Source organism: Methanothermobacter tenebrarum, assembly GCF_003264935.1.
Lineage (GTDB): Archaea > Methanobacteriota > Methanobacteria > Methanobacteriales > DSM-23052 > Methanothermobacter_A > Methanothermobacter_A tenebrarum_A.
Genome location: NZ_QLOE01000001.1, coordinates 1 through 18,233 on the forward strand (window position 1 = coordinate 1; position 18,233 = coordinate 18,233).

At 40.0% G+C, this 18,233-nt stretch carries 20 protein-coding genes; 6 read left to right on the top strand and 14 right to left on the bottom strand.

Annotated features, from left to right (window positions below; genetic code table 11):
• Positions 1-537 precede the first annotated feature (537 nt).
• The 4 genes from DPC56_RS00005 to DPC56_RS00020 form a co-directional block, all read right to left on the bottom strand.
• Positions 538-951, bottom strand: a complete 414-nt coding sequence (locus DPC56_RS00005; RefSeq protein WP_112093026.1) for a pyridoxamine 5'-phosphate oxidase family protein — start codon at positions 949-951, stop codon at positions 538-540.
• Positions 952-1,028: 77 nt separating this feature from the next.
• Positions 1,029-2,024 (bottom strand): hypothetical protein, encoded by a 996-nt coding sequence (locus DPC56_RS00010; RefSeq protein ID WP_112093027.1) that lies wholly within the window; start codon positions 2,022-2,024, stop codon positions 1,029-1,031.
• 10 nt (positions 2,025-2,034) lie between these two features.
• Positions 2,035-2,385, bottom strand: coding sequence for a VOC family protein (locus DPC56_RS00015; RefSeq protein ID WP_112093028.1), 351 nt, complete (start codon positions 2,383-2,385; stop codon positions 2,035-2,037).
• A 106-nt stretch (positions 2,386-2,491) separates the two neighbouring features.
• Complete coding sequence (locus DPC56_RS00020) at positions 2,492-3,337, bottom strand: hypothetical protein (protein WP_181454344.1); 846 nt, start codon at positions 3,335-3,337, stop codon at positions 2,492-2,494.
• Between the two features lie 169 nt (positions 3,338-3,506).
• Here DPC56_RS00020 and DPC56_RS00025 point away from each other — a divergent pair, with 169 nt between their 5' ends.
• Both DPC56_RS00025 and DPC56_RS00030 read left to right on the top strand, forming a co-directional pair.
• On the top strand, positions 3,507-4,421 hold the full coding sequence (locus DPC56_RS00025) for a M28 family metallopeptidase (RefSeq protein ID WP_112093030.1): 915 nt from the start codon (positions 3,507-3,509) through the stop codon (positions 4,419-4,421).
• A gap of 103 nt (positions 4,422-4,524) precedes the next feature.
• Positions 4,525-5,307 carry a slipin family protein gene (locus DPC56_RS00030; RefSeq protein WP_112093031.1) on the top strand — a complete coding sequence of 261 codons (783 nt, stop codon included), beginning with the start codon at positions 4,525-4,527 and terminating at the stop codon, positions 5,305-5,307.
• Here the strand turns inward: DPC56_RS00030 and DPC56_RS00035 are convergent.
• The 8 genes from DPC56_RS00035 to DPC56_RS00070 all read right to left on the bottom strand — a co-directional run bounded on the left by DPC56_RS00035 (position 5,299) and on the right by DPC56_RS00070 (position 11,590).
• Complete coding sequence (locus tag DPC56_RS00035) at positions 5,299-6,705, bottom strand: B12-binding domain-containing radical SAM protein (RefSeq protein WP_112093032.1); 1,407 nt, start codon at positions 6,703-6,705, stop codon at positions 5,299-5,301. The two genes, DPC56_RS00030 and DPC56_RS00035, sit on opposite strands and share 9 nt — an antisense overlap.
• A 17-nt stretch (positions 6,706-6,722) precedes the next feature.
• Entirely contained in the window at positions 6,723-8,189 is a 1,467-nt protein-coding gene (locus DPC56_RS00040) for a radical SAM/SPASM domain-containing protein (protein WP_245923795.1), read from the bottom strand.
• Complete coding sequence (locus tag DPC56_RS00045) at positions 8,179-8,427, bottom strand: hypothetical protein (protein ID WP_112093033.1); 249 nt, start codon at positions 8,425-8,427, stop codon at positions 8,179-8,181. The genes DPC56_RS00040 and DPC56_RS00045 overlap by 11 nt, the downstream gene beginning before the upstream one ends.
• Positions 8,385-8,777 (bottom strand): TetR/AcrR family transcriptional regulator, encoded by a 393-nt coding sequence (locus DPC56_RS00050; RefSeq protein ID WP_112093034.1) that lies wholly within the window; start codon positions 8,775-8,777, stop codon positions 8,385-8,387. The genes DPC56_RS00045 and DPC56_RS00050 overlap by 43 nt, the downstream gene beginning before the upstream one ends.
• A gap of 107 nt (positions 8,778-8,884) precedes the next feature.
• Positions 8,885-9,430: an orotate phosphoribosyltransferase gene (pyrE, locus tag DPC56_RS00055; protein WP_112093035.1), complete on the bottom strand. Its 546-nt coding sequence runs from the start codon at positions 9,428-9,430 to the stop codon at positions 8,885-8,887.
• Positions 9,431-9,586: 156 nt separating this feature from the next.
• Positions 9,587-9,820, bottom strand: a complete 234-nt coding sequence (locus DPC56_RS00065) for a PRC-barrel domain-containing protein (protein ID WP_112093036.1) — start codon at positions 9,818-9,820, stop codon at positions 9,587-9,589.
• 79 nt (positions 9,821-9,899) lie between these two features.
• On the bottom strand, positions 9,900-10,010 hold the full coding sequence (locus DPC56_RS08490; protein ID WP_348638823.1) for a symporter small accessory protein: 111 nt from the start codon (positions 10,008-10,010) through the stop codon (positions 9,900-9,902).
• A gap of 2 nt (positions 10,011-10,012) precedes the next feature.
• Entirely contained in the window at positions 10,013-11,590 is a 1,578-nt protein-coding gene (locus tag DPC56_RS00070) for a sodium:solute symporter family protein (RefSeq protein ID WP_112093037.1), read from the bottom strand.
• A 121-nt stretch (positions 11,591-11,711) separates the two neighbouring features.
• Between DPC56_RS00070 and DPC56_RS00075 the strand changes: the two genes are divergently transcribed.
• A complete protein-coding gene (locus tag DPC56_RS00075) occupies positions 11,712-13,010 on the top strand; it encodes a phenylacetate--CoA ligase family protein (RefSeq protein WP_112093038.1) in 1,299 nt (432 codons plus the stop codon).
• Positions 13,011-13,025: 15 nt separating this feature from the next.
• A complete protein-coding gene (locus DPC56_RS00080) occupies positions 13,026-13,457 on the top strand; it encodes an ACT domain-containing protein (protein WP_112093039.1) in 432 nt (143 codons plus the stop codon).
• Here DPC56_RS00080 and DPC56_RS00085 read toward each other — a convergent pair.
• Both DPC56_RS00085 and iorA read right to left on the bottom strand, forming a co-directional pair.
• Positions 13,446-14,033 carry an indolepyruvate oxidoreductase subunit beta gene (locus DPC56_RS00085; RefSeq protein ID WP_112093040.1) on the bottom strand — a complete coding sequence of 196 codons (588 nt, stop codon included), beginning with the start codon at positions 14,031-14,033 and terminating at the stop codon, positions 13,446-13,448. The two genes, DPC56_RS00080 and DPC56_RS00085, sit on opposite strands and share 12 nt — an antisense overlap.
• Positions 14,030-15,862: an indolepyruvate ferredoxin oxidoreductase subunit alpha gene (gene iorA, locus DPC56_RS00090; RefSeq protein ID WP_245923796.1), complete on the bottom strand. Its 1,833-nt coding sequence runs from the start codon at positions 15,860-15,862 to the stop codon at positions 14,030-14,032. The genes DPC56_RS00085 and iorA overlap by 4 nt, the downstream gene beginning before the upstream one ends.
• Before the next feature lie 157 nt (positions 15,863-16,019).
• On the opposite strand from iorA, the gene tfrB reads away from it, so the two are divergent.
• Together tfrB and DPC56_RS00100 are read left to right on the top strand one after the other, a co-directional pair.
• Positions 16,020-17,516 carry a fumarate reductase (CoM/CoB) subunit TfrB gene (gene tfrB, locus DPC56_RS00095; RefSeq protein WP_112093042.1) on the top strand — a complete coding sequence of 499 codons (1,497 nt, stop codon included), beginning with the start codon at positions 16,020-16,022 and terminating at the stop codon, positions 17,514-17,516.
• Positions 17,488-18,210, top strand: a complete 723-nt coding sequence (locus DPC56_RS00100) for a TrmJ/YjtD family RNA methyltransferase (RefSeq protein ID WP_112093278.1) — start codon at positions 17,488-17,490, stop codon at positions 18,208-18,210. The genes tfrB and DPC56_RS00100 overlap by 29 nt, the downstream gene beginning before the upstream one ends.
• Positions 18,211-18,233 lie beyond the last annotated feature (23 nt).

The window sequence follows — 18,233 nt, forward strand, 5'->3', positions numbered from 1 at the left end:
CAATGGAACACGCTCACGGGGGGGGGAGGGCTTCCTTGTAAAAGCATTAACCCAACAACTTGACGCAAAACTACAAACAAAGAACAACAAAACCATCATAACATTCAAAGAACTAAAATACAAAAAAAGAATATAAAAAGTTTAATAAAATGACAACATGGCTTGCTACAATCAATTTGTATCGCATAGAATCTGAAAACGCCCTACTCACACTCATACAATTTAACAGAACTTCGTCATGCAAAACTTAAGTATCCGCAGCCCCTTCCTCATTGTAAGAATATCCCAACTGATTATCACCAACAAAGAATTTTAAGATAGTCTATTTATCTACACATCCTTATATTAGGTTTTTTTATCCATAATTTCCACAGCAGAGGCTATAGCAGGAATCACCTACAATTCCCTTGGTATCACTCCTAATTTTTGAGGAAAAACATCACAACCCGAAATAAGATTCTCTACCAACCTTTGAGAGTTGATAGGATAATGTGTAAATCTTTTCGGCTAAAAATTTGGGATTTTCAAAAATTTCCTTCATGCTATTCTTTTGCTTCCTGGTTTTGGTTTGAGTGAATATATTTCTTCTATTTCTACTAGCAAAGCTGCTTGTGGTTTTATCTTTTCACCGAATCTTTCTTTCACCATATTCTTGACTTCTTCGAAGTGGCTCCCTTCTTTTATTATTTTCCCAGTTCCTTTTATCATATACCCATCATAGTATTTTGCAGAGCCTATAGCAACCTTCGAACCCTTTTGGATGTTTTTCATGGTTTTGCTGGCGAAGTTTACGGCGATGAGTAACTTGTCACTGTCAATAACTTTAACAAAGCAGACCGGAGCCAAGTGTGGGTTCCCATCATTGACTGTTGCAATCCAGATTAGTGGTTTTTCTTTATTGCAGAATTCATTATTTAACATTTCTTGGGCTTCTTCTGGTAATTTAACCATGGTTTCACCCCCAAACTTTTTTGCCTTTTTAGTTATTATAAGGGTGCTCTTTTTACTTATCTCTTTCCATTGAATATTTACCTCTTTAGGAATTTTTCACACAATTTTAAAGTTTCTAGCATGTCATTTTTCAATCTTGAGAATTTAAGCCCTATTATATACTTTTTGGCTTTTTTCATCTGCTTAGAAGAAGAAGCGTTTAATATTCTTGGGATTAGTATCTTTTCCAAGTTTTCTTGAAGTTTTTCCTTCTCAGTTCTTGTAGTGTAACCTATTCTTTTGAGTTCTTTATCCAATTTTTGGAAGTTTAACCGGCCCTTAAGGTAATTTATCAGTTTTTCTCGGCATTTGATAAGATCTGATATTTTCAGGATCCCAGTAGGCTCGTCCATCGGCGAAGTTATTAATCCCGCGAAGGAATAAGGGTGGGTTATATGTGATCTGAGAAGCCCTGAAAGGTCATCTTCATGGTATTCACTCATCTTTTTGAAGAATAGGGGTACATTAATGGTCCTATTCATGCCAATCCTACCAAGAGCTTCTAAAATACCATAACCTGACATGTATTGGTCTTTAAGTTCTGTCCTGGAAATATAGGATGCTACTTTGATAAGTGAAATATTAGAATGTATTATGCCAAGGGGCTCATAAAAGAATGCTAATAACTCTGCCCTCTGTTCCCTTGAAATATAATTTTGAGCCTCGTATGCTATTCTTTCGTAATCCATAGAATACCATTTTTTGTCATCGATTATATGGGCGATCTCATGGGCTATAACAGCCCTCTTCGATTCAAAACTATGAAATATATCAAAAGGTATCATCCTATTGGGCGTGGAAAACTCTATGATTGTTATAATACCTGCTATGCTACGATAGACTCTAATACCTATAGGATACTTGGCGACGTGCCAAATTAGAGGATTGTATTCAAGATAGATTTCCCTTTTAAAATCGAAATCTTTTAGTACTTGATCTAATGCTTTCTCCCAGCCTTCTTTAACTTTTCTTAATATTTTTTCATCTACATTTTCAACGGCTGCAGCCGCACGCTCAGAAATACTTAAATTCATAATATTATAGTTATTGATGTTGGATTAAGGCTATACGCACCCCGTTTGGGTCTTCTATAAATGCGAGAAGTCCAACTGTTATTGGCGTTGGCTCCATAGTGATCTTAGCGCCTTTAGATTTAAGTTCTTTGATTGTGGCTTCCACGTCTTCGACTTCTATTCCTATAGAGAATAATCCAGGTTCGTCCACTGGGTTTTTGATGAGCTCTAACATGGTTTCTCCTTCACCTTTCAGTAATGTGATCATCCCCTTAGATCCGAGATCATACTGACTATCTATTTTAAAGCCCATCACTTCAGTGTAAAATTTAATGGATTCATCCATCTCATTCACTATTATCGTGGCATATTTAATTCTCATCCATTCAACCCCCTTATTTCTTTTGATTAGGAAAATCGGTGAATTTACAAAATTTTAGAATATTTGGCGTGGTCATGTCTTCCGAACCAACTCTTCAAGGATTTGGTTAGTCTTTGTAGGCTATGAATATTAGGATAAGGGTAACGATGATGGCCATTGATATTATTGGTGTTATTGATAGTCTTTTGGGTTTTTCTTGGATTAGCGTTTCATTTCCCAAGAATTTTTTATTTGGTACATTTGGTATTTCTTCGCTGGATATTTCATGTCCTAGGAATTTTATATCATCTGGAGAGCCTGTAGCACCCTCTAATAATCTTCCACCATCAAATGATGCCCATACTTTCACTTCCCCTTGGTTGTATTCATAAAGGGTGATGTCTCTTCTATGTAAACCATAAGGATCTGTGGCTGCGATTTTGAGGATGGCTTTTAAAGGATCGGGGTCGAATTCCTTAAAATTTCCTCGTTCACAATAATTAGGATTATTAGTCACCTTAACATACTCTCCTTTATTTATCTTGAACATCTCGATTGTATTTGCTTCTATTCTCTTATCATAGGCTGTTAGTCCAACCTTTTCACTTGGTGATTTGATGATGAAAAATCCCCACTGGTTCTCTTTTAAAATACTATTCGCCTCTTCTAAGTCTTCTTTTCCTATTCCCTTTTTAGATACTATTTCACTTCCAAGTTTTTCCAATCTTTTGTTTATACTTGAATCGTCTTTTCCGCCTATCCCTATTATCCAGTCTTCTTTTGTTATGATAAGATGGGTGAAGTATCCACCATCCTCTTTATATTGATGTATTGCCTCATGACCACTAAAATTTGTCTTCTCTATTATTATATCCGCAGGATATTTGGCATCTCTCCTATATGATATAATATCATGATTATCCCCAAGATAGGCCAAGACAAGACAACAGTCACCTCCTTGGATAGGGCGCATCCCACAGGATAATGTTATACTTGAAATCACAGAAGCCAGTATAATCAAAAAGACAATCCATGAATACTTATTTAGAAAAAACCCTAACCTTATACTCTCAGACCCCCAATATACTATTAACATATTTTAGTAGATAATAATAATTAATATAGATTGGGAGGTTAAGACCTTGAAATATAAGATTGTTTTGATCGTGGCTATAATTGCCATACTAGCAGGGGGGCTAGTATTTTACATGCCATTCAAAGAAAAAAAAGAAGGAGAAATAAAAGTCCTTAACGTGTCTGCAGCTGCCAGAGAGTTTAATGCAGAAAATGCCTTGACATTTAGCAGAGAAATATGTAAATTGGGGCCAAGATACGGTGGCAACAATGCTGAGTTAAAAGCTGCGGATCTTATGGAGAAAAAACTCGAGGAAAATGGTATAGAAGCCTATAAAGAAAAAGTGGACATTGGCGGGGGCAAGTACACATACAACGTTATTGGAGTCATCAACGGCACCAACCCAAACAAATACATTATCATAGGCTCGCATATAGACTCCCCAGGATTTTGCGAAGGAGCCACAGATGACGCAGCCGCACTGGGAATACAAGCCGAGATCGCGAGGATACTATCCTCTAAAAACTTCAAACCCGAGAAAACCATCCTAATCATAGGATTTGGCGGTGAAGAGCTCTGGTTTAAAGGCTCCGAAGATTTCGTGAAAAAACACCCAGAAATAGTCCGAAACTGTGAAGCAATGATAGACCTAAACTGTGTAGGTGCCGGTGAAAACATATTCCTAACACAATACAGTTACCAGCCAAGACCAGTTGAAGGAGACCCTAAACTGATCAACTTCACAATGGAATGCGCCCAAGAACTAGGCCATCCAGCCACTGCTGGAGAAACAACATACCCCAGTGACACCTACCCATTCTACCACAATAACATCAAAAAAGTGCCAGTCTGCCAAGTAATGAGCCAGCCATTCGAAGTACCACCCTGGAGTTCCGAGAACACAGCAGACAAACTCGACAAAGAAGACATCAAAAAAATAGGCGAAACAATAACATTAGTCCTCTTAAAACTAGCAGGATAATAATCCTTCAATGTCAATTTAACATAAAAATTAGCCTTAATTGAGAAAATATAATACAAAGAACATAAATTCCTACAAAATGGAATATAGGGAGTGAAATCCAATGAACCCATTATTATTAATACTTGCTGCTATAATATTACTTGTGATAGCGTCCCTCTCTATAAGGATTGTCAAACAATATGAAAGGGGTGTTGTTTTCAGACTAGGGAGAATTATAGGCGTCAGAGAACCTGGCTTACGTCTTATAATCCCATTTATTGATCGGATGGTTAAAGTTTCCCTTAGAATAGTGACAATGCCCATACCATCGCAGAAAATAATAACCCAAGACAATGTATCTATTGACGTTGCAGCAGTAGCATACTTTAAGGTCGTGGACCCCCTAAAGGCTGTTGTGGCCATAGAAGACTACTATGGGGCGGTGAACCAAATATCCCAGACAACAGTAAGAAACGTGATAGGACAATTCGCCCTTGATGAAGTGCTCTCAGAAACTGCTAAGATCAACGAGAAGATCAAGGAGATCATTGACAGCCACAGTGAACCATGGGGTATAAATGTTACCACAGTAGAGATAAAAGACATTAAATTACCAGAAGGCATGCAAAGGGCCATGGCCAAACAAGCCGAGGCTGAAAGAGAGAAGAGAGCTAAGATTATCACAGCAGAGGGTGAATACCTCTCAGCTTCAAAACTTGGCGAGGCTGCTGATGTTATAGCGCAACATCCTATAGCATTACAACTTAGAAACTTGCAAGTGCTCAGTGAAATAGCCACAGAGAAAAATTCCACTATAATATTCCCAGCCCAATTCATGTCAAGTATAAATGATATAAAAAAGTTCATAGAAAAAGAGATGGAATCCCTAAAAGGGCTACGCTGATTTAGATGCGATAACATCCCTAAATGGGAGATTTGGCTTAATATAAGTCCTATAGAATGTTTCAAGGAATACTTTTATCATGTGAGTGTGTTTCAGCAAGTATGATGGTCTTGAATAAAATTTGAAGTATGCTTTTACAAGTTTTCTTTTCACGAGTTCTTTGCTTAAGCCCAATTTTTCATATTTTATCACTGGATGGATCACAGTATACTTGTCCCAGTCTTCCTCAAGCAGACCATCCTTTTTCAGTTTATAGTATATAGGTGTTCCAGGAAATGGTGTTAAAATAGAATACTGGCTATAATCTGGGTCCAGTTTAATTGAGAAATCTATTGTCTTATCCATTTCCTCTGGCGTCTCACCAGGATAACCTAATATGAATGATGCTATAACATCCACCCCAACACTTTTAGCGGCTTTAACAGCATCCTTTGCCTGTTGGAGTGTTATACCCTTTTTCATAAGATCCAATATCCTCTGCGATCCTGATTCGACACCATAGTAGATTGTGCTCATACCAGCAGATTTGAGCTTTTCTAAAATTGACCTTTTCACCATATCGACCCTTGATGATGTCACGAAACTAACATCTATGCCCCTTGCTTTGATTTCATCTGCTATGGCCTGGGCTCTTCTACGATGTAACATGAATGTATCATCAAGGAATGCTATGTCATGGAGGCCATAATTGTATACGAGTTCTTCGATTTCGTCCACCACATTTTCAGGGCTCCTGAAACGGAATTTTTTTCCCATGATAAGGGAAGATGAGCAGTATTCACAAGAGTATACGCAGCCTCTGCTTGTTATCATCCCCCCAGCTTCTTCATTTGAAGTTTCATATTCGTGGAATGGTATGAGATGTCTTGCAGGGAATGGGAGCTTATCAAGGTCCTTTATAAGTGGACGTGGCCTGTTAATCTTTAACCTGGACCCTGTACGGTATGCGATCCCCCTAACTTCCTCCAGTCCTTTCTTGTCCTTCCTTTCATACTTTTCGGCGAGTTCTGTGATGGTTTCTTCTCCTTCACCTATCACAACTACGTCGAGTTCCCTTAGACTTTTTAAGGTGTCTAATGGTAAAAATGTTGGATGGGGTCCTCCTATAACTGTGAGAACATCCGGTAGTAAACTTTTTATGGCTTTGATGTATTCGAGACTGCTTTTGATTGTTGCTGTGGTTGCTGTGACACCCACAATGAGGGGGTTGAGTTTTTCTATTATCTTAGCTATTTTTTCATACCCCCACCTTTTGAGATCATCATCTATTATTTTGACAGAAAATGATGCCTTCTCTAATGATGCTGCAAGATACATTAGGTTTAATGGTGGTAGACTTAATCCTAGTTTGTTTTTAACTGCGGTTTTATCTTGGGGGTTTAAGAGGACCACGCCCACATTTAACACTCTCCCATTTATTTTGCAAGTGCGCTTTCCTTTACTTTATTCCATAAGTTTTTGTTGTTTATGCATCCAGGGTCTGGGGCGCATAGGTCCTTGAAGTATCCATATGCCCTTGCCCTGCACCCTCCACAAATATTCCTCGATTTGCAAGTGTGACAAGTGCCATGGAGCTGTTCTCTATCCCTAAGAATTTCTAGTATGCTATTATTTTTCCAAAGTTTTTCGAAATCTTCTTCTAAGATGTTACCTATTCTAAGTTCGTCTTTGTGTGGGAAGAATACACAAGGATATATGTCCCCGTTGGGTTCCATGCTTAGGTAGAATCTCCCAGCTCCGCAGCCACCTATAAAATCTGCTAACTGTCTCAAGTCAGGGTTTGTATACTCTGGATTGTAGAAATGCGTGGGTATAATCTGATTATCGCAAGTGTTAAGCTCTTCGGCCACCCTTGCAAATTGTGGTGCTGTGGAAAGCACTTGTATATCACCGTTGAAATTGCCATAATATGCATCACGCAATATCCTATACCTTCTACTAGGTGATATGTCAAGGGTTATATTTTCCATTCCTCTACCTGTAGGTATGAAGTTGAATAGCATGAGCCAATCAGCGCCAAGTTTGCTTGCTAATTCTATCATACCATGGATTTGATGATAATTTTCGGCTGTTATTGTCATCGCCACTTCAACGAAAACATCATGGACTGAGAAATTCTCAACAGCCTTGCAGGCCCGCTCCCATGAGCCTTTAACGCCGCGAAAAGTGTCATGGACATTTGGATTTAAATTATCAATACTGATCTGGACAAATTGCAAGCCTGCATCCACGAATTTTTGGCAACGACATTCATCAGCTAATATGTAACCGTTGGTTGCCATTGCAACGTATAGGCCCCTTTCCCTTGCATGTGATATGTACTCGAGTATATTTGGGTGGATGCTTGGTTCCCCGCCAGAAAATGCGAGTGATGTGACACCATTATCTGCTAGGATGTCTATGGCCTCTATCACCTCATTTTTGTCTAGTTCATTTTTTTGTGGGGTGCCTGCGGTTTCATAGCAGTGTTTGCAGTTCATGTTACAGCGGTGTGTGATGTTCCAGACAACCTGGAATGGCGCCCCTGGCACGAATGGTTTTCTAACCCCGAAGATGCCTATACCCTTAAGGACATTTATCAGACCTTTTAACCAGTATTGGTCTTTCATTTGTTCTTTTAGTTCTTCTTCTGTTACTCCGAATGCTTTTGCTCCGCTTTTTATTATATGTGAGAGGAAGTATGATAGGATTTTGCATTCCATACAACAATCTCTACCATTTATATAATTGTCTAGGGCGGCTTCTAGGCGTGTTTTATTATCCTTTCTGCATTTGTGGAGCATAAGGTTTATTAGGAGTCTTGATAAGGGATTTTCGGCTATTCTTTTGAATGTGTTGATCATGTCTCCCATGTTGGTTTCATCCTCACCTCTACTTGGCATTTTGATGCCCCCCTTTTATCCCGTTTAGGAGGATGTTGATGAAGTTTTTGATGTATTTCTCTTCTTGTATTTCACATTCTTTGAAGTGTGATAATAGGTTTAGATGTGAGAGGTAGCTTATGAAGATGAGTGCTGCTGTTTCTGGGCTGATCTTTCGGATGTTGCCCTTTTTAATCTGTTCTTTGAAATAATTGGTTAGGTATATAGTGTCTTGTTGATCGAGTCTAGTAGTTCCCATTCTTCTAGGCCGTGTTCTTCTAGTTCTTTTTCCACGAGTATTATGAATATTAGGTCTATTTTTTTCTCAACGACCAGTTTGAAGAATTCTTCTGCTAGTTTATATAAGAATTCTTTGGGTTTGTCTCTGAGCTCTGATTCTGAGAGTTTTTTGAATATCTCGGATGTTAAGATGGCGTTTTCGTTTAGTATTTCCTTGAGTAGGCTGCTTTTTGATTTGAACTTCCTGAATAATGTGACTTCACTTACACCCGCCTTTTGGGCGATTTTGCGTGTTGTAGCACCTTTATATCCTTTCTTTATGAAGGTTTCCCTTGCGGCTTCGAGTATTTTTTCTCGTGTAGTTTTCATGATACCACAAAGAAGGATGTAGGTACTTACTTACATTATATTCAAGTCCCCCACATATAAAGATTACCCCCCCACAAGGGGTGTGATCCAAAAAAAGATAGGTTAAATTATTTCACTTGGCTGATAGAGAATAAAGGTTCTAGAATGAAACCTTCTCTTTGAAGGTTTTCTTGCGCCCCTTCCTCACGATCTACTATCACGAACACCCTCTTAACTCGGCCACCATTCTTTTCTATTACTTTGATGGCCCTTAGGAGAGAGTTTCCTGTTGTTGTAACATCCTCAACTATCGCCACTTGGTCGCCCTCTTTTATACTGCCCTCGATCAATTTTGATGTTCCATATTCCTTCTTTTCTTTTCTTATTATGACAAGTGGCTTTTTGGTTTTGAGTGATACTGCTGTGGCGATAGGCACAGCCCCCAAGGCTGGTCCGGCTATCTTATCAATTTTTGCACCTGTTATCTCTATTTTTATCAGTTCCGCTATCAGATCTAGGATTTGCGGGTCTGTTATAGCATTTTTAATATCTACGTAATAGTTGCTTTTTTTCCCGGAGGAGAGAATGAAAGAACCGGTTTTTATAACTTTTTTTCCCCGCAGTAGCTCTAAAAGGCGCCTTTTGATTTTCTTCTTCTCAGTTTCCCCGCGCATATCCTACAAACTCCCAATTCTGGAACATAGCAATCTGAGCATACGAGGGCTCCGCATAGACGACAAGTATGTAAAAATGCCACCCTACCGCAGAGGCTGCACACACCCCTAACTTCCAATTCTAACACCCAAAAATAATAAGAGGCCCAAGGAGGGTCATTCTATCGGCCCTTCGAGGAGTATCTTATCCCCTATCCTTTTAACCATATCATAGGGTACTATTGTTTCCCCTTTAGATAATCCAAGGCCCTCTGATAGTCCTCCCTTACCTAGTACGAGTGCTTCTATGGTTCTTGTTTCCAAGTCTACTTCGATATCCTTTACCTTCCCTATTACATTAGCTGAACTGTCAAGAACCTCTTTACCTATAATATCTTCAACAACTCTCATTTTATTCACCCCATATTTCTTATATTATTGGTGATTATTTATAATTTTGGAAAGGATTTGATACCCACACCGGGGGCAATTAGTTTCTGTTCCAGTTTATTAGACCATAGGCTATACATACTATTGTTATTAGTATGCAGGATATGTAGGCGCTCCAAACCCATGGATCAGGTATGCCGAGGAATTCCATGATCATACACCACCATTAAAACATTCTTTAAGATGATCATCATCAAATTTTTCTGTTAATAGGCTCACAAGTACTGTTATTATCATCGAAGCTGGGACCGCCACCAATATAGGATCCACGAAAGGCCATGGCATAGTCCTAATGAGTAACCCACCGAAGAGCAACTTTGCCAAGCCAAGAGCTGTGGCGGTCTTCTTATAGACGAAAAGAAGCCATAACATGCTTATAGCGGCGCCTGAGACCATGCCAGCTATTGCACCAGCCCTTGTCGTCCCCTTCCAGAACAATGCGCAAGTATAAACTGAAAGGAATGTGGCAGCGCACAAACCAAAAAATAATGCAGTCCCCTGTGCTATTATACTACCCGGGAGGATGTAGGCTAGTATAACCGCTATTATAACAGCGATTATTATACCAATTCTTGTGATAAGCACAGATCTTCCACCTCTCTTCAAGGTTTCATAAACGTCCCTGCCAATAGATGTTCCCTGCACATGGAATTGGGCGCTCAAAGTAGACATAGCAGCTGAAAGCAAAGTTAACATGAAAATGTATGTGAACCATTCAGGCATCGCCGAATTTATAAAAACGGGTATTATCTTATCAGCATTACCACCACTTGCATGGATCGCGAGCAAACCCTTCTCTCGGAAAAAGTAAACATTTGATAATGCACCAACAACATAAGCACCCCATGTCATGACAAATATGAACAACGCACCTATAAGAACCCCCCTATTAAGTTCACGGTTGGATTCCACTGTCATAAACCTTACTGCCAGTTGTGGTTGAGCCAAAACCCCTATACCAACACCTAGTATTATGGTAGAGAAAAGGGTCCACCAATATGGACTTCCGAATACGGGCATACTGGTCCAGCCTGTCGCACCCACACTCTTGGCAGATGCTGGTATGAGATGTCCCATGCTTGTAAGGGCCTTATGGGCGCTTGTAACACCACCGAGCATATAATAGGTTGACACAACCAAGAATATCATGCCAATGAACATTATAGTACCTTGGAGGGCGTCAGTATACATAACCCCCCTTATACCTCCCATAACAACATAAACAGCTACTATTAATGCCATTATAATAAGTGCAATGTTAAAGTTCAATTTTAATGATGCTTCAAGGAACCTTGCAGCGCCTATAAGAACCACCGAGGCATAGAGTGGCATTCCCAAGAATATCACAGCACCACCAAAATATTGTATAAACCTGCTCTTGAACCTCCTTGAGAGAAACTCTGGGAAAGTGAAAGCTGAAAGGTTCTCACTCATCCTACGAGTCCTTTTACCATAAAATACAAAGGCTATGAATATCCCCACGAGTATGTTAAGGAATACAAGCCAGAGTATACCCAGGCCATAGACGCCAGCCATCCCACCAAAACCGATTATGGCAGCAGTACTAATAAAAGTAGCCCCATAACTAAGAGCCATAATATAAGGGTGCGTTTTCCTACCAGCCACCATATAATCTTCTGATGTGCTAGTTCTCCTCCATGCAACATAACCTGCATATCCTACCATGATAAAATAGACCAATATAACTATACTAAGGACTACTATGTTCATATTTATCTTTACCTCCAAAAAATGGGAATAGGAAGATTATAAAAGAATATAATGAAAATATAAAATTTATAAATTTTATCATCACTTGACATGTTAAGGCAGATTAAAAGGGTAGATCAAAATGATATGGAATCCAAAGGCAGAATGCATGGACGAAGAAAAAAGAAAAAAAATACAACTTAAAAGACTCCAAAATACCGTGAAGAGAGCCTATGAAAACGTCCCATACTACCATAAAAAATTCAATGAACTTGGAATAGAACCAGAAGACATAGAAAGCCTAGAAGACATTAAAAGATTGCCATTCACAACAAAACAGGATCTCAGAGAAGCCTACCCCTTTGGGATGTTCGCAGTACCAGATGATGACATCATAGAAGTTCACACATCATCAGGAACCACAGGCAAACCAACAGTCTCAGGTTACACCCAAGCAGATATAGACTTATGGTCAGAAGTCATGGCAAGGGCCCTAACAATGGCAGGAGCAACAAAAAAAGACCGCATACAAAACTGTTACGGGTACGGATTGTTCACAGGCGGCCTGGGAATACACTACGGGGCCCAGAGGATAGGAGCCACAGTAATCCCAATATCAGCAGGTAACACCAAAAGACAAATCGAAATCATGCAAGACTTCGAAACAACAATACTCACATGCACACCATCCTATGCACTATACCTCGCCGAAGTCCTCCAAAAAGAAAATGTTGAAATAGACAACCTAAAACTCAAGGCAGGAGTATTCGGGGCCGAAATGTGGACAGAGGAGATGAGAGATGCTATAGAAGAAAGATTAGGCCTCGTAGCCCTCAACATTTACGGTTTGACAGAGATTATCGGTCCAGGAGTCGCGATGGAATGCCATGAAAAAAATGGCCTACACATATTCGAAGACCACTTCTACCCCGAAATAATCAACCCAGAAACCCTAGAAAACCTACCCCCAGGAAAAAAAGGAGAACTAGTACTAACCACCCTCACAAGGGAGGCCATGCCCATAATAAGATTCCGCACAAGAGACATAACAACCCTAAGAAAAGGTAAATGCCCATGTGGCAGAACCCTCATAAGAATGGACCGTATAACAGGAAGAAGCGATGACATGTTAAAAATACGTGGAGTTATCGTATTCCCATCACAAATCGAAGAGGCCCTCCTCAAAATCGATGGACTCGAACCACACTACCAGATAGTGGTAACAAGACCAAAATACTTGGACGAACTCGAAGTCCAAGTTGAAGCCTCACCAGCACTATTCTCAGATGAAGTGAAACACGTGGAAGAGGCCAAGAAAATGATAGAAGAACACCTACAAAGGGAGATAGGATTAAGGGTTAATGTAACACTCGTAGAACCTGAGAGTCTGCCCAGAAGCGAAGGGAAAGCCATAAGGGTTATCGATAAACGAAAGTTCTAAAGGGGCGGATTTGAGATGAAAGTGAAACAAATTTCCGTATTCCTTGAAAACAAGAAAGGAAGGTTAAAAAAGGCGGTGCATGCGCTCGCCGAAGCCAATATAAATATAAGGGCCTTATCCATTGCCGACACGTCCGAATTCGGAATACTAAGGCTCATGGTCCCAGACCCTGAAGAGGCGAAGAAAGTCCTTGAAGAAAACAATTTCGTGGTTAAACTCAATGATGTCATAGCAGTCGAAGTACCTGACAGGCCAGGAGGACTCGATAAAATACTAGGAATCCTCACAAAAGCAGACATGAACGTGGAATATATCTATGCCTTCGTGGAAAAAAAGGGTGAAAAAGCGATCGTAGTGATAAGAACAGAAGACATCAACAAAGGTATAAGAGTATTAAAGGAGGCTAAGGTGCCACTATTATCATCAGAGGATATTTCAGTACTCTAAGCTCATAAAACCCCCCTTGAACGCTTTCAAGTTAACCTTGAATAATCTTTCAGGCAAGTTTTCTCTCATGGATTCTATTATAGCATCTTCAGATAAAGGGAAGCCTGGGGTGGCCGTGGCAGCTCCCAAGATCGCCATATTCATTGAAAGAGGATGACCAGCCTCCAAGGCCACACGATCAGCATCAAAAGCATATAAGTTTCTTGAAAATTTTCCAAGTTCTGCTATTATCTCATCTACTGGCGGATACTCCCTAAGGCTTATATTAAATGGAGGAATAGGGGTTAGATTAACTATCAGATAGGCATCTTTCCTCATCTTTTCAACAGCCCTTAGTGCCTCAAGGGGTTCGAATGCCATCATAAGATCTGCATGGCCACTTGGGATTATAGTACCCTTTGCCTTGCCTATCCTAACTTCAGTAGACACCCCACCACCTCTTTGGGCCATTCCATGTATTTCACTCATCACAACATCCATTCCCTCTTTCATGGCAGCCCATCCTATGATTTCACCAGCTTTTATGATTCCCTGGCCGCCAACACCACAAATATAAATGTCATATGATAATTTCACTCTGAACTCCCCCCTTTAGGTTTGATGGCTTTCTCTGGACAAATTTGGACGCAAACAGTGCATCCTCGACAATATCTCTGATCCACTTTAATGCCATTGTCATATGTTATGGCTGGACATGCAAGTTTATTAATACACTCTAAACACTCATTGCAAAGATTGTTATTTATTCTAACAGGTTTTCCCCTTGCTTTAAATGAAAGTTGACATGGGTATCTTGCAATTACAACGTTAAGGGATGGTGTGGTTAAAGCTTCTTTGAAGGTTCGGATGCTCTTCTTTATATTCATGGGATTTATCACTTTAACATTTATGCCAAGGGCTTCAACGATACTTTCGATGGAGATCGCCGGGGCTTCATCACCCATACCATCAAATGGGAGGCCAGGGTGTGGTTGGCCTCCTGTCATGGCAGTTGTACCATTATCAAGGATTACGATAAGGAAATCATGTTTGTTATGAACAGCGTTCAGGAGTGGTGGTATCCCAGCGTGGAAAAATGTTGAATCACCTATGAATGACACTATCTTTTGCCTTGTTGCCTTGGAAAAACCGCAGGCAGCCCCTATGCTCGAACCCATGGACAGGAGGTAATCTGCCGTATTATATGGTTTCTCTATACCTAGGGTGTAGCATCCGATATCAGTTGAGAAGATAACTTGCATTTCTAATTCTTCGAGTGCCTTGTTAATAGAATAATAGGTCGCCCTGTGGGGACATCCAGGACAGAATGTTGGGGGTCTTTCAGGTAAATGGGTTTTCAAAGCTTTCTTCTTTTCCAATTTTAGGGGTATTAGTTTTCCGATGGAAGCTCCCACTATGTCCTGGTTGTATTCGTATATTCTTGGGAATGTGCCGTCTAGTTTCCCATGAACGTCTACTTCGAGGTTTTCTTGGCCGATTATGGATAGTACGTCTTTTTCTATTATGGGGTCGACTTCTTCGATTATGAAAACTTTTTCAAGATCTTCTAGGAATTGGGATATTAGCCCACTTGGGAGGGGGTATGTGAAGCCTAATTTTAGGATGGATATTGGGAGTTCTTTTTCATTTACTAGGTCATGGGCATAATTGAATGCACCGCCACTTGTTATAATCCCATATTTACCATTGGCATGGTAGATTTGGTTGTATGGTGATTTGTCCACGATCTTGGATATTTTATTAATTTTCTTGATAAGTTTTTTGTGCATGGTCCTTGCGGTTGATGGTACGAGGACGAATCTGCTAGGATCCTTTTTGAATTGTCCTTTTTTTCTCATCTTTTGGATTCCACCCACTTTTACCTTGCTTCTCATATGGGATACTCTTGTTGTTGTCCTGACCAATACTGGTAGTTTAAACTTTTCAGATAAATTGAAGGCGTATTTTGTAAAATCGAGGATTTCTTGGGGGTTTGAAGGTTCGAGGAGTGGGATGTTCGCGAATCTCGCATAGTGTCTGTTGTCTTGTTCATTTTGTGATGAGAACATTGATGGGTCATCTGCTGATAATATGACCATGCCTGCTTCGACCCCAGTATATCCTATGCTTACAAGTGAATCTGATGCTACGTTAACTCCTACATGTTTCATGAAGGTGAATGATCTTACACCAGAAGCCGCTGCCGCCGCGGCCACTTCCACCGCAACCTTCTCATTTGTTGAAAATTCAAAATACATTCCAACTTTAGATGCTATTTTTGAAAGAACATCACCTATTTCTGATGATGGTGTTCCTGGATAAGTGCTTGCAACACCAACTCCTGATTCTATGGCTGCTCTTGCAGCGGCTTCGTTGCCTAATAGGAAAACTTCATCACCTTCTGTTGCATTTAATATTTTGATCATATGATCACCTACCATTAAGCTTAAATTTGAGGGGGGGATTAGTAACCCACGAGGGGAAAATTATAATAATGAAAAAAATTTAAAGTTTTTATAATTCCAATCTAATTTTCCTAGACTTTTATAATTTCCCCCATAAAATTTTGGAGATAAAAAGAATATGATAAAAATTAAAATATTAAGGTTCGACCCGGAAAAAGACAATGAACCATACATTGAAGAATATAGGATCCCATTTAAGGAGAAAATGAAGATAATCGACGCTCTCAACTTGGTCAATGACAAATATGGGGCTAACATCGCATTTCGAAGTTCATGCAGGGCCGGACAATGTGGATCCTGTGCAGTTAAAATGGACGGCGAAGTAGTATTAGCATGTAAAGCAGAAGTAAAGGACGGAGCACGGATAGAACCATTAGACCTCCCAGTAATAAAGGATCTCATAGTTGACAGGGGTGAAATAGAGGAAAAAGCCAGGAGAATGCGATTATACTTAGAATCAACAGGTGAAGGCCTCCAGAAGATCAGACCAGAAGATTATATGGATTCAAAAAAACTTAGAAGTTGCATCGAATGCTTCTCATGCATAGCAGCATGCCCAGTTATCAAAGAAAGCTCAGAATTCGCAGGACCATACTTCATGAACTACCTATCAAAGTTCGCATTCGACCCCAGAGACAAAGCAAACAGGGCAAAGAAAGGATTCGAAGAAGGATTATACTGTTGCACAACTTGTGCAAAATGCGAAGAAATCTGCCCAAAACAATTAAACATACCTGGAGACGCCATCGAAAAACTAAGAGCACTAGCATGTAAACAGGATATTGGACCATTAGAAGCTCACAAGAAGGTTAAAAAACTCATAGAAGAAACAGGAAGATCCGTTGAACATATAAAGGAGGGGTTCATAGAATCCCTAGAATTAGAGGGTGAAAATCCAAAACTAGGATTCTTCACAGGATGCCTAGTAGACTACAGGATACCAGAAGTAGGACTAGCACTACTCAGAGTCCTAAAAAAGCATGGAATAGAAATCGACGTACCAGCAAACCAAGTATGCTGCGGATCACCCATGATACGCACCGGCCAAACCGACATAGTAAAAGAACTCGTAGCTCAAAACAAGAAAGCATTACAAGGATATGACGCCATTATAACAGTCTGCGCAGGCTGCGGCTCAACACTCAAAAACGACTACCCAAAATACGGCCTAAAATTAAACGTCCTAGACATAAGTGAACTACTAGCAGAAAACCTCAACACAGAAGACATGAAACCAGTAAACATGCGAGTAACATACCACGACCCATGCCACCTTGCAAGAGGCCAAGGAATACGACTAGAACCAAGAAAAATACTCAAAAGGATAAAAGGCTTAGAATTCATTGAAATGGAAAAACCAGACCAATGCTGCGGCTCTGGAGGTGGGGTGAAATCTGGAAAACCAGACCTAGCATATAGTCTAGGGAAAAAGAAAGCCGACATGATAAAAAAACTAGGCGTAGACGCTGTCATAACAATATGCCCATTCTGCCAATTACACATAAAAGACTCCCTAGAAAGGGAAGGACTAGAAAACATCAAGGTCATGAACATACTAGAATTATTAGACTTAGCATATAATGAAAATGGAACAGGAAAAGATAAAAAAACTTGAAAAGAACATTATAGTAGTCTTCGTCGAACCCGAGACGCCAGGAAATATCGGTTTCATAGCCCGAGCCATGAAAAACTTCGGACTAAAAAAACTAGTCCTCATAAACCCATGCAAATTAAACGATGAAGCATACCTACATGCAATGCACGCAACAGACATCCTAGAAAATTCCATAACATTCAGATCCATCCAAGAGATGCTAGAAGAGCTTTCACCAGATTTCATCGTTGGCACAACAGGAGTGCCAGGTGGAAGCTACAAAATAGAAAGGATACCTCTCAGACCAGAACAATTTGCAAAGGCATTAAATACAAAGGCAAAGATAGCCATATTATTCGGTAGAGAAGGAAATGGCCTCACAAACGAGGAAATAAGAGAATGTGACATTATCGTAAGCATACCCACAAGTCAGGAGTATCCCATAATGAACGTTTCACACGCAGCCGCGATAATATTCTACGAAATATTCAAAAAAAGAGACTATAACCGTGAGGGGGTTGAAGAGGCTTCAGGACTTGAAAAAAGACTCCTAGTATCCGACATGGAAGATATAATATCTTCACTCGCATTACCAGACCATAAAAAAAGAGTAGCTTTAAGAGCCTTCAAGAACCTCATAGGAAGGGCCTTCATCACAGGAAGAGAAGCCCACACCCTAAAAGGGATACTCAGGAGGATAAAAAACAAACTATAGGAGGGTTTTCAGCTGATTTTTGG

Excerpts from the sequence above, each read along its gene's own strand:
- DPC56_RS00040 (WP_245923795.1), bottom strand. The coding sequence starts at position 8,189 with ATGCCAAGTAGAGGTGAGGATGAAACCAACATGGGAGACATGATCAAC.
- DPC56_RS00045 (WP_112093033.1), bottom strand. The coding sequence starts at position 8,427 with ATGGGAACTACTAGACTCGATCAACAAGACACTATATACCTAACCAAT.
- DPC56_RS00030 (WP_112093031.1), top strand. The coding sequence starts at position 4,525 with ATGAACCCATTATTATTAATACTTGCTGCTATAATATTACTTGTGATA.
- DPC56_RS00010 (WP_112093027.1), bottom strand. The coding sequence starts at position 2,024 with ATGAATTTAAGTATTTCTGAGCGTGCGGCTGCAGCCGTTGAAAATGTA.
- tfrB (WP_112093042.1), top strand. The coding sequence starts at position 16,020 with ATGATAAAAATTAAAATATTAAGGTTCGACCCGGAAAAAGACAATGAA.
- pyrE (WP_112093035.1), bottom strand. The coding sequence starts at position 9,430 with ATGCGCGGGGAAACTGAGAAGAAGAAAATCAAAAGGCGCCTTTTAGAG.
- DPC56_RS00070 (WP_112093037.1), bottom strand. The coding sequence starts at position 11,590 with ATGAACATAGTAGTCCTTAGTATAGTTATATTGGTCTATTTTATCATG.
- DPC56_RS00100 (WP_112093278.1), top strand. The coding sequence starts at position 17,488 with ATGGAACAGGAAAAGATAAAAAAACTTGAAAAGAACATTATAGTAGTC.
- DPC56_RS00080 (WP_112093039.1), top strand. The coding sequence starts at position 13,026 with ATGAAAGTGAAACAAATTTCCGTATTCCTTGAAAACAAGAAAGGAAGG.
- DPC56_RS00015 (WP_112093028.1), bottom strand. The coding sequence starts at position 2,385 with ATGAGAATTAAATATGCCACGATAATAGTGAATGAGATGGATGAATCC.
- DPC56_RS00050 (WP_112093034.1), bottom strand. The coding sequence starts at position 8,777 with ATGAAAACTACACGAGAAAAAATACTCGAAGCCGCAAGGGAAACCTTC.
- DPC56_RS00005 (WP_112093026.1), bottom strand. The coding sequence starts at position 951 with ATGGTTAAATTACCAGAAGAAGCCCAAGAAATGTTAAATAATGAATTC.
- iorA (WP_245923796.1), bottom strand. The coding sequence starts at position 15,862 with ATGATCAAAATATTAAATGCAACAGAAGGTGATGAAGTTTTCCTATTA.
- DPC56_RS08490 (WP_348638823.1), bottom strand. The coding sequence starts at position 10,010 with ATGGAATTCCTCGGCATACCTGATCCATGGGTTTGGAGCGCCTACATA.
- DPC56_RS00020 (WP_181454344.1), bottom strand. The coding sequence starts at position 3,337 with ATGCGCCCTATCCAAGGAGGTGACTGTTGTCTTGTCTTGGCCTATCTT.
- DPC56_RS00065 (WP_112093036.1), bottom strand. The coding sequence starts at position 9,820 with ATGAGAGTTGTTGAAGATATTATAGGTAAAGAGGTTCTTGACAGTTCA.
- DPC56_RS00075 (WP_112093038.1), top strand. The coding sequence starts at position 11,712 with ATGATATGGAATCCAAAGGCAGAATGCATGGACGAAGAAAAAAGAAAA.